The 11,206-nt window shown below is 40.5% G+C and carries 8 protein-coding genes, 1 tRNA gene and 2 pseudogenes; 6 read left to right on the top strand and 5 right to left on the bottom strand.

Annotated elements, in window-relative coordinates; genetic code table 11:
• Positions 1–396: 396 nt before the first annotated feature.
• Complete coding sequence (locus tag AACU95_RS13530) at positions 397–1,602, bottom strand: NAD(P)/FAD-dependent oxidoreductase (protein WP_012368590.1); 1,206 nt, start codon at positions 1,600–1,602, stop codon at positions 397–399.
• A 308-nt stretch (positions 1,603–1,910) separates the two neighbouring features.
• Between AACU95_RS13530 and pitA the strand changes: the two genes are divergently transcribed.
• On the top strand, positions 1,911–3,410 hold the full coding sequence (pitA, locus tag AACU95_RS13525) for an inorganic phosphate transporter PitA (protein WP_004246659.1): 1,500 nt from the start codon (positions 1,911–1,913) through the stop codon (positions 3,408–3,410).
• Positions 3,411–3,481: 71 nt separating this feature from the next.
• Here the strand turns inward: pitA and uspB are convergent, their stop codons facing one another.
• A complete protein-coding gene (gene uspB / locus AACU95_RS13520; protein ID WP_004246660.1) occupies positions 3,482–3,814 on the bottom strand; it encodes a universal stress protein UspB in 333 nt (110 codons plus the stop codon).
• A gap of 413 nt (positions 3,815–4,227) precedes the next feature.
• On the opposite strand from uspB, the gene uspA reads away from it, so the two are divergent.
• The 3 genes from uspA to AACU95_RS13505 all read left to right on the top strand — a co-directional run bounded on the left by uspA (position 4,228) and on the right by AACU95_RS13505 (position 7,134).
• Positions 4,228–4,662, top strand: coding sequence for a universal stress protein UspA (uspA, locus tag AACU95_RS13515; RefSeq protein WP_004246661.1), 435 nt, complete (start codon positions 4,228–4,230; stop codon positions 4,660–4,662).
• A gap of 253 nt (positions 4,663–4,915) precedes the next feature.
• A complete protein-coding gene (gene gdhA, locus AACU95_RS13510; RefSeq protein WP_004246662.1) occupies positions 4,916–6,256 on the top strand; it encodes an NADP-specific glutamate dehydrogenase in 1,341 nt (446 codons plus the stop codon).
• A gap of 128 nt (positions 6,257–6,384) precedes the next feature.
• Positions 6,385–7,134 carry an SDR family oxidoreductase gene (locus AACU95_RS13505; protein WP_004246663.1) on the top strand — a complete coding sequence of 250 codons (750 nt, stop codon included), beginning with the start codon at positions 6,385–6,387 and terminating at the stop codon, positions 7,132–7,134.
• Between the two features lie 70 nt (positions 7,135–7,204).
• Here AACU95_RS13505 and rsmJ read toward each other — a convergent pair whose 3' ends face one another.
• Positions 7,205–7,951: a 16S rRNA (guanine(1516)-N(2))-methyltransferase RsmJ gene (rsmJ, locus tag AACU95_RS13500; protein ID WP_012368588.1), complete on the bottom strand. Its 747-nt coding sequence runs from the start codon at positions 7,949–7,951 to the stop codon at positions 7,205–7,207.
• A gap of 3 nt (positions 7,952–7,954) precedes the next feature.
• Positions 7,955–9,997, bottom strand: coding sequence for an oligopeptidase A (gene prlC / locus AACU95_RS13495; protein ID WP_012368587.1), 2,043 nt, complete (start codon positions 9,995–9,997; stop codon positions 7,955–7,957).
• Between the two features lie 239 nt (positions 9,998–10,236).
• Between prlC and AACU95_RS13490 the strand changes: the two genes are divergently transcribed.
• Positions 10,237–10,331: transfer RNA gene (locus tag AACU95_RS13490), tRNA-Sec, on the top strand.
• Positions 10,332–10,719: 388 nt separating this feature from the next.
• Positions 10,720–10,992, top strand: a pseudogene (locus tag AACU95_RS13485) (hydroxyacid dehydrogenase); the annotation flags it as partial.
• Positions 10,993–11,001: 9 nt separating this feature from the next.
• On the opposite strand, the pseudogene AACU95_RS13480 reads toward AACU95_RS13485, so the two are convergent.
• Positions 11,002–11,176 (bottom strand): annotated as a pseudogene (locus tag AACU95_RS13480) (IS481 family transposase); the annotation flags it as partial.
• Positions 11,177–11,206 lie beyond the last annotated feature (30 nt).

Here is an 11,206-nt window from a genome sequence, read left to right as displayed (position 1 = left end):
TTCACTGGTTTCTAAAATTTTTTAATATCATATCTATTCATAGATAATGAGCATAAAGTTATTGAAATATATATATTTATTATATGGATGTTGATATTTTGTCCATTCTAACAAAAAGAAAAAGCCAGCACCCGGCTGGCTAAAGTAAAACACTGGAAGCAATGTGAGCAATGTCGTTCTTTCATATGACCCTGAAGGTGGTGCATCTGAAAGTGATTTAATGATAATGGTTCTCACTATCATTTGTAAAGTGTTTTTTTTAATCAAAACAGAAAAAAATAATGCCAATTTCGTTAACTCACTGATTAACGAGTTATTTTATTTTGTTTTTAAAAAAATCATTATAACCAATAAGTTAGCCTATACTTTGTGTGGTTATTTATAAAAATAACGCGTCTACTTAGTCATGTGTCGAGAGATCAATGCTTGGGCACAGGCATAAGCAGAGCTCCATGCCCATTGGAAGTTATATCCTCCTAACCAACCTGTGACATCAACCACTTCACCAATAAAATAGAGACCTGTTATCTTTGTCGCTTCCATCGTTTTAGAGGAGAGATTACGGGTATCAACACCACCTAGAGTGACTTCTGCAGTGCGATAACCTTCTGTGCCATTAGGTAAAACAAGCCATGCTTGTAGCAACGTCGTTATTTGTGTAATACGTTCATTGCTAAGTTGAGCCAGTGAGGTATCAGGCAGTTGATTATTTTCAATCATTATCTCTATAAAACGCTTCGGTAGTAGGCGAGAAAGTGTATTTTTTAATAATTGATTCGGCTGTGCTTGTCGTTTTTCTTGTAAATAGCCTTCCAAATCCGTGTCAGGAAGTAAGTTAATGCTCACATTCTCTCCCGCATGCCAATAACTAGAGATTTGTAAAATAGCAGGACCGGAAAGCCCACGATGAGTAAAAAGAATATTCTCTTTAAATTGGGTGCCATTTTCAGCGGTGACAATAGCAGGGATCGCCACACCAGAGAGCGGGCTGAGTTGTTCAAGTTGTGGCTTGTGTAATGTAAAAGGGACTAAGCCTGCACGAGTGGGCAATACATTAAGGCCAAATTGTTGCGCAATTTTATAGCCAAAAGGGGTGGCACCTAAACCGGGCATTGAAAGTCCTCCGCTGGCAATCACTACAGAGGAGGCGGTTATTGTTTTCCCTCCTACCAAAAGAGTAAAGCCTTCGGCGGTTTTCTCTATTTGAGTCACCTCACTACGTAAGCGAATACTTACTTTTCCTTCATGGCATTCTGCGAGTAATAAATCAACAATTTGCTGGGCAGAATCATCACAAAATAATTGCCCTAACGTCTTTTCGTGGTAAGCAATATGGTGCTTTTGTACTAACTCGATAAAATCCCATTGTGTATAGCGAGCAAGTGCTGACTTACAAAAATGAGGATTATCGGATAAGTAAGCTGATGGCTCGATATACATATTGGTAAAATTGCAACGTCCACCACCAGACATTAAAATTTTTCTGCCGGCTTTTTTGCCATTATCTAAAACTAAAACAGATAATCCCGCTTGTCCTGCTAAAGAAGCACAAAAAAGTCCAGCGGCCCCTGCACCTATAATAACTGTATCGAATGATCCCACAATGATGTCTCGTTCTTGGTTGTCTCTGACTACTTAATCAGTGATCTTCGTGTAAAATCAGAGTATTTTGTAAAATTATATGGAGAAATCTGTATTTTTCACCTAAATTCGTATTTGCAAGCAAAAAATTTATCAGAAATTTACTTTTTTTTTATGTTTATTAATTAAATGATATATAAGGAATTATCTTAAAAACCCGTCATTTTCCTTGGTTATCAAATCAAAAAAAGGTTAAATTTCGCTTCCACCGTTCGCATTTGTCGCTGATAATGCGCCGCGTTCATGTCCAACTAACTGGCTTAACGTCTATGCTACATTTGTTTACTGACCTGGAATTTCATACAGGTTTAATGTTGGTTTTAGCACTGATTTTCGTGCTATTTTATGAAGCCATTAATGGCTTTCATGATACCGCAAATGCGGTAGCAACTGTTATTTATACTCGTGCTATGCGTGCGCAATTTGCGGTCGTGATGGCGGGTGTATTTAACTTCCTTGGAGTTTTGCTCGGTGGATTGAGCGTGGCTTACGCTATTGTTCACTTATTACCGACAGATCTTCTGCTAAATGTGAGCTCGGCTCATGGCCTTGCCATGGTTTTTTCGTTGCTGTTAGCTGCCATTATCTGGAACTTAGGTACATGGTATTTCGGTATTCCAGCATCCAGTTCACATACGCTGATAGGTGCTATCATTGGTATTGGTTTAACAAATGCTATCGTGACAGACTCGTCAATCGTTGATGCATTAAACATACCTAAAATGATCAGTATCTTCCTTTCTCTTATCCTTTCCCCAATTATTGGCTTGGTGATTGCTGGCGCGATGATTTTCTTGTTACGTCGCTATTGGAGTGGCACGAAAAAACGTCGTCGTATCCACCTAACCCCTGCCGAACGTGAGAAAAAAGATGGTAAACGCAAACCACCATTTTGGACTCGTACCGCGCTGATTTTATCTGCGGTAGGGGTGAGTTTCTCACATGGTGCGAATGATGGTCAGAAAGGTATTGGTCTTATCATGTTAGTTTTAATTGGTGTCGCCCCTGCAGGGTTTGTCGTCAATATGAATGCTAGCGGATACGATATCACTAAAACTCATGATGCCGTTGTACACTTACAACAGTATTATGAGAAGCATCAACCAGCTCTACAACATGCGATTGAAAATACCCCGGTAGTATCAGCACAAGCTGATCCTAATGACACGGATTTTCATTGTAATAGCGCAAGAACGCCAATTGTTCTCAATCAAACAGAACAAATGTTGTCTGGTATTAGCTCTTATGATGAGCTGAGTGCAGACCAGCGTGCTCAAATGCGTCGCTTACTGATGTGTATTGCTGATACAGCTACGGAAGTTGCTAAACTACCAGAAACTAGCGCCCAAGATGCACGGTTCTTAAAAACATTGAGTCGTGACCTGCTAAATACAGTGGAATATGCACCAATTTGGATCATTATCTCTGTGGCTTTAGCGCTTTCTATCGGGACAATGGTAGGTTGGAAACGCGTTGCGGTAACTATCGGTGAGAAGATTGGTAAAAAAGGTATGACTTATGCGCAAGGTGTTTCTGCTCAGGTAACTGCTGCAGTTTCTATCGGTGTAGCAAGTTATACAGGTATGCCAGTATCAACAACACAAGTGTTATCATCTGCGGTTGCAGGTACGATGATTGTTGATGGTGGTGGGGTGCAGACCAAAACCGTGAAAAATATTGCGCTGGCCTGGATCTTAACATTACCAGTGAGTATTGCTTTATCCGGTGTGCTTTATTGGATTTCACTTTCACTGCTGGTGAATAGCTGATAATAATAAGCATCCTAATAGTATTGAGAAACGGTGACTAACTCGTCACCGTTTTTTTATCCCTATAAAACCTACCAAATAATCATGGCGATCAAGCTTGCTACAGCAAGAATACAAAAGCGACTTACTAGGTAGAATTGTCGATAAATCCGTTCACAACGCATAATCACTTCAGGATCATGGTGGTTAGTATATTGGCGTTGATTTATATATCGAATAAGTCTTAACTGTTTTGAAAATTGACCATGCATAGTGAAAAATCCATTCCCATCGACAGATTGGTAAAGTAATGGATCAGATTGGCGCAATATGGTGAGTAATACCCGAATTGATGAGAAATAACGCATCATATTAATCAGACAAAGAATACACAACGCCCAAAAGATAACAATGACACTAAACATAATCCCCTCCCTAGAATAGCTGATTCTGAGATGAGAAAACCTTTTGCATTTACATGGAAAGGTTAATTTTTCTCTTATTTAAGTCTAGGTGATATTAAGCAAGAAATAAAAGCGAGTTGTTCAAGTTGTTCGCTTTTTCAAAAAAATGATTAAAAAATAACTCTAATAGGGTGTTTTTATTGTGCCTTGTGCATTATTCACATTAATATGTGGATATTGTCGAAGAACGACTCCTCACTTATTTAAAATGGTGTATATTGTTGTTACCGATAGATGCTTTCTTTGATGGTATTTGCACTAAGTTGTGATCAAGGCAACATCTAACTTTCATCATAAAACGTTATATTTAATGTAAAGGATATAGGCGTAATAGCCTTTCCGACCGATTAATCAGCTTATGGAAGGAGTTTACGATGGCTTATAAGCATATTCTAGTTGCAGTTGATTTATCCCCTGAGAGCAACGTCTTGGTGCAGAAAGCTGTATCTATGGCAAAACCCTATAATGCCAAAGTTTCCTTAATTCACGTTGATGTTAACTACTCTGATCTGTATACCGGTTTAATTGATGTTAACCTTGGTGATATGCAACAACGCATCACTGATGAAACACGTAATGCACTAAAAGATCTCTCTGATAACTCAGGTTATGAGATCCAAGAAACACTCAGTGGTAGCGGGGATTTAGGCCAAGTTCTTGTTGATGCGATTAAAAAATACGATATGGACTTAGTGGTTTGTGGTCATCACCAAGATTTCTGGAGCAAATTGATGTCATCAGCACGTCAACTAATTAATACCGTTCATGTTGATATGTTAATTGTTCCTCTGAAAGATGATGAAGAGTAATCAACTGATTATTTAAGCAAAAAAAATGCCTGCTTATGCAGGTATTTTTTTGTCCAAAAATCCTGATTTTATTAGCCTTTAGTGAGGTCAAGCTTTTTTTTTTGTCTAATTGTAAAAAAAATGTCTTGAAGTAGGAATACATTTTAATGATATATTCAATAGGCAAAACAATATCAACCTCACATAAATCCCAAAAATATTCCGAATAAATGAGGTTATGCCAACATCACATTACATAAAAAGGAATAGCTGAATGAATAGATCTGGCTCATTATCTTCGTTTTTAGAAGAGGTAGAAAAATATAACGCTCATCAACCTGAATACCATCAGGCGGTACGTGAAGTTTTTACCACTCTGTGGCCTTTTTTAGAGAAAAATCCACAATATCGTGAACAATCATTACTTGAGCGCTTAGTTGAGCCTGAACGTATTATTCAGTTTCGCGTCTGTTGGTTAGATGATAAAGGACAAGTTCAAGTTAATCGCGCATGGCGAGTACAATTTAACTCTGCTATTGGTCCCTACAAAGGTGGAATGCGTTTTCATCCATCAGTAAACCTCTCTATTTTAAAATTTTTAGGTTTTGAACAAACCTTTAAAAATGCACTGACAACACTGCCGATGGGAGGCGCTAAAGGGGGATCTGATTTTAATCCCAAGGGGAGAAGCCACGCAGAGGTAATGCGTTTTTGTCAGGCGTTAATGACTGAGCTCTATCGTCATTTAGGGGCTGATACTGATGTCCCCGCGGGAGATATTGGTGTGGGGGCAAGGGAAGTTGGCTTTATGGCCGGAATGATGAAAAAGCTCTCGAATAGCAATGAATGTGTCTTTACGGGTAAAGGTTTATCATTTGGTGGCAGTTTGATCCGCCCAGAAGCCACAGGGTACGGTTTAGTCTATTTTACTAACGCAATGCTTAAACGTCACGGCATGTCCCTTGAGGGAATGCGTGTAGCCGTTTCTGGTGCTGGCAATGTGGCACAATTCACCATTGAAAAATGCCTTGAGCTGGGTGCGAAAGTGGTCACCGCTTCAGATTCTGGCGGAACCGTGGTGGATGAAGCTGGATTTACAACCGAAAAACTGGCTCGCTTAACTGAAATTAAAAATAATTATGGTCGTATTGAAGAGTACGCCAAAGAGTTTGGTTTAACTTATCTTGAAGGGCAACAGCCTTGGGCTGTCGCTGTTGATATTGCACTACCTTGTGCTACACAAAATGAATTAGATTTAGACGCCGCAAAAGTGTTAATTAAAAACGGTGTTAAAGCTGTTGCCGAAGGCGCAAATATGCCAACGACCATTGCGGCAACCGATGCTTTTATTGAGGCGGGAGTCTTGTTTGCACCGGGTAAAGCCGCTAACGCTGGAGGGGTAGCAACTTCGGGATTAGAAATGGCGCAAAACGCAGCACGCTTGAGTTGGAAAGCTGAGAAAGTTGATGCTCGCTTACATCATATTATGCTGGATATTCATCACGCTTGTGTAAACTATGGCGGTGAAGGTAAACAAACTAATTATATTCAAGGGGCTAATATTGCAGGTTTTGTTAAAGTTGCTGATGCAATGTTAGCGCAAGGCGTGCTGTAATTTTTTAAGTTAGTGCGAGTGCATAGCGCTCGCTCTGACCGTTTCAATCATTTTCTCTTCCCTCTTAGGCCTAATTTTCATCTGCTATGCTTAAAAGAGTGACTATTTATTTTTAAGCTGGAGGTTATATGGCTACGCAAATTGATTTTACTCTCTCGAATAAAGTGGCTGTTATTACTGGTGGTGCGGCTGGAATTGGCTTATCTATCGCACAGATGTTTATCGAAAAAGGGGCTAAAGTCGCTTTGTTGGATAGATCAGAGCAGGTTGAGCAAGTGGCGCATCGTTTAAATAGTGCGGTGGGGATCTGGTGTGATGTTTCAAGTGAAGAGTCCGTAAAACAAGCGGTACATTCAGTCATTGAAGAATTCGATCGCATTGATATTCTTGTTAATTGTGCAGGTATTGTCGCTTTAGCTCCCGCCGAATCGTTATCTCTTGAAGATTGGAATAAAACCTTATCAGTTAATTTAACGGGGACTTTTTTACTGTGTCAGCAAGTGGGGCAGCATATGCTACAACGCGGGCAAGGTAAGATAATTAACCTCGCCTCTCAAGCAGGTATTATCGCTTTACCAGAACATATTGCCTATTGTGCAAGTAAAGCCGCTATTATCAATATGACAAAGGTGATGGCGCTAGAGTGGGGACCCAAAGGCCTACAAATCAATGCGATATCCCCTACTATTGTGATGACCGATTTAGGTAAAAAGGCTTGGGAAGGTGAAAAAGGTGAACAGATGAAAGCGCAAATACCGGCAAGGCGATTTGCTGAGCCAGAAGAGATTGCTGCCGCAGCTGTATTTTTAGCAAGCGGTGCAGCGGATATGATCAATGGCCATAATCTGGTGATTGATGGTGGATATACTATTCAATAGATAGCGATATTATAATTAAAAAGTTACGGGAAAAGAGGGGGAGACACGCCCCTCTATGGGTTATCTATGGCTAGATACAAGGATAAATATCAAAACGGTGATTTTTGGTGGTGACACTTGCATGTGCGGGTTGATTGTTTAACGGCTCAGCATAATCAGGACGCTTAACAACCACTCGTTTTTTAGCCAGTGCCATGGCTGGTGCTAATAGTGCATCAGCATCTTCATCCGCACCGACAAGAGATTGGAATACCCGCATCTCTTTTTTCACTAATGCGCTTTTGGTTTTATGGGGATACATAGGATCAAGATAGACTACATCAGGTGTAGGGCTAATTTGCGTGAGTGCCTGTGCAGATGAAGCATAAATGAGCTTCATACGCTGTTGCATCCACTCACCAATATCCGCATCGAGATAAGCGCGTTTCAAGCCATCTTCAAGTAATGCAGCCACCACAGGATGACGTTCAACCATTCTTACGTTACAACCAATAGAGGCTAATACAAAGGCATCACGGCCTAATCCTGCTGTTGCATCAACCACATCGGGTAGATAATCCTTTTTAATACCTACTGCTTTTGCTACCGCTTCACCACGACCACCGCCAAATTTACGACGATGAGCCATAGTACCCGCGACAAAATCCACGTAGATCCCACCAAGTTTAGGCTCATCTTGTTTACGCAATTCAAGGTGAGTGGGCGTTAAGACTAACGCCATAGTTTGTGTGGCGTCGTGAATTAATCCCCAACGTTGCGCTAAAGCAGATAAGGCGCTGTTATCAGCGCCTTCTTCACAAAGTAAACAGATATTCACATATCATCCTTTAATGCCGTAGCCTTTGAGCATAGCATCAAGTTTCGGCTCACGACCACGGAAGCGTTTGAACAGCTCCATTGGCTCTTCTGAACCACCACGGGTTAAAATATTATCAAGGAATGATTGACCTGTTTGGCGATTAAAAATGCCCTCTTCAGAGAAGCGAGAGAAGGCATCAGCAGCCAGTACATCAGCCCATAAATAGCTGTAATAACCTGCTGCATAACCACCGGCAAAAATATGGCTAAAGGCATGAGGGAATCGCGCCCAAGGTGTTGCAGGTACTACCGAGACTTTCTCTTTTACGCTATTTAGTATTTCCATGATACGAGCACCTTTAGCCGGATCATATTCAGCGTGTAGGCGGAAATCAAACAGACCAAATTCTAGTTGGCGTAATACAAACATCGCAGACTGATAATTTTTTGCTTTGAGCATATTATCAAGCATAGCCTGTGGTAATGGCTCGCCAGTTTCATAATGGCCAGAAATAAAGGCTAACGCTTCTGGCTCCCAGCACCAGTTTTCCATAAATTGGCTTGGTAACTCAACCGCATCCCATGGTACGCCATTAATACCTGATACATCAGCGGTATCAATTTGCGTTAGCATGTGGTGTAAACCATGACCAAACTCATGGAATAGCGTGGTTACTTCGTTATGGGTAAAGAGTGCGGGTTTATCACCTACTGGTTTATTAAAGTTGCAGGTAAGATAGGCGACAGGATTTTGTAGTGTGCCATCAGCATGACGCATTCTACCAATGCAATCATCCATCCAAGCACCACCGCGTTTATGTTCACGAGCGTATAAATCAAGATAGAAGCTACCGCGCAATGTGTTGCTTTCATCATATAATTCAAAGAAACGTACATCATCGTGCCAAGTGTCGATATCATGACGCTCTTTAGCCGTTAAACCATAGATACGGTGAACCACTTCGAATAAGCCACTTAATGCACGGTGCTCTGGGAAGTAAGGACGTAACTGTTCGTCATCAATGGAGAATAGATGTTGTTTTTGTTTTTCGCTGTAGTAAGCCAGATCCCAAGGCTCTAATTTCTCCACACCATAATGTGTTTTGGCAAAGTGCGTTAATTCAGCCAGCTCTTTTTCGCCTTGAGGATGAGCTCGAGAGGCTAAATCAGTTAAGAAATTAAGTACTTGTTCTGGCGATTCTGCCATCTTAGTGGCAAGTGATTTTTCGGCATAATTTTTAAAGCCGAGCAACTGAGCTAACTCATGGCGTAATGCTAAAATTTCCGCCATCACTTCACTATTATCCCATTGACCTGCATTAGGGCCTTGATCAGAGGCTCGAGTGCTATAAGCAATACTCATCTCTTTTCTAAGCTCACGATTATCAGCATAGGTCATAACAGGTAGATAGCTTGGCATATCGAGCGTTAATAGATAACCTTGTTGCTCTTTTGCTTGTGCCATTGCTTTGGCTGCATCAATGGCGCTTTGTGGCATACCAGCAAGTTCACTTTCATCGGTGATAAGTTTAGACCACCCCATGGTCGCATCTAACACATTATTACCAAATTTGGCGCTCAGTTCTGATAGGCGTGCACTGATTTCACCAAAACGCTGTTGTTTCTCTTTTGGTAAACCGATACCGGATAATTCAAAGTCACGTAATGCATTCTCAACGGCTTTTTTTTGTGGTTGAGTCAGTAAGGCAAAATCAGCGCTTTCTTTGATAGATTTATAGGCTTGATATAATCCTTCGTGCTGACCCATCCAAGTACTGAACTCAGACAGTAAAGGTAAGCTTTGCTCGTAAGCTTCGCGTAATTCAGCGCTATTTTTAACGGAGTTTAAATGGCTAACAGGAGACCAAACACGAGAAAGTTTATCACCCGCTTCGGCTAACGGTTGGCAAAGATTATCCCAACTAAAAGCGGTGTTGTCAGCGAGAAGTTTTTCTACGGTTGCACGATAATTAGCTAAAACTTCTTTAATGGCAGGTACAACGTGTTTTGGTTCTATCTGGGAAAATGCAGGTAATCCCGTTGTGCTAAGTAATGGATTTGACATAAAAAACATCCTGTATCTGGGTTTACAGTGACATGGCATACATCACTGAGTTTATTCGTCATAGGTAATAAGATGAGGATGAAAGTGCATAAGTTCAATAGTATCGCGTTAATTATCAGTTTTTTTACTCAAAAGCGGGATTATTTTCTTTGAAAGAGGTTTTATTGATTTAGTGCACTTGGGAATGATTTTATTTCAGCGTATAATCATCACGTTATTTCATACAAATAATCCTATATGGAAGATCATCGTCCCCGGTGGGGCGGCTGGACTTCAAATCCAGATGGGGCCGCCAGCGGTCCTTGGCAGGTTCGACTCCTGTGATCTTCCGCCACTTAAGTTCAATACACCTCCCAAAACTCAATCAATCCCTTAATGATCAGTTATTAAGCTATTTTTAGTTCAACGAATGTTAAAACGTTTGCAAGAGAATTGACTCACAGGAGTGCTATTAGGCAGAAATGTGAAAAGTAAGCATACTCGTACATGTTCGGTGAATGGTATTGATAGTGATAGTAAATTGAATAAGGCGCTATGGGTGATGACTGAAAAATGTACGAATATTATTCAGAAAGATGGATAGTATAGGGGATCGTATTACATTGTTTTTTCATAAAATAATGTGCTTGCTATCTATTTGCTGGTGGCCTTATTTTTTTGTTAAATATGCTATATTGTTGTTCACAGTTTATGCATAACGTATAGAGAGTGGAGGCCATGTAATGAGTGATAATCTTCCTGAAGCACCACAGGGTGAATTTGTTTTGTTCCGCAGTGAAGATGGTCAAACTCGCGTCGAATGCCGCTTTGAGTCTGATACTCTGTGGTTATCTCAATCATCAATTGCTGAGCTGTATGGAAAAGACGTTCGTACAATTAACGAGCACCTTGTTAATATTTTCTCTGAAGGGGAACTTGCTCAAAACGCAACCATCCGGAAATTCCGGATAGTTCGATTAGAGGGAAATCGTCAGGTTTCCAGAGAGATGGTCCACTTGTATCACTCAGAACCTCGGCTGACGTTTAGTCTTAAAGACTAAGCTTATTTTTTAACACTTCATACGGTGTTTTACCAGCATGCACTGAGTGAGGGCGATGACAATTATAAAAAGCCTTCCATTCAGCTAATTTTTCATGTAAATCGACATCATCCTTATAATCGATATATTGATAAACTTCTTACCATATTATTAATGCAAAGAAAAATAT

The sequence above is a fragment of the Proteus sp. G4415 genome, assembly GCF_963896075.1.
GTDB classification, from domain to species: domain Bacteria; phylum Pseudomonadota; class Gammaproteobacteria; order Enterobacterales; family Enterobacteriaceae; genus Proteus; species Proteus mirabilis.
The sequence above is the reverse complement of the archived record's forward strand: the minus strand, read 5'-3'. Positions and strand labels throughout refer to the sequence as shown.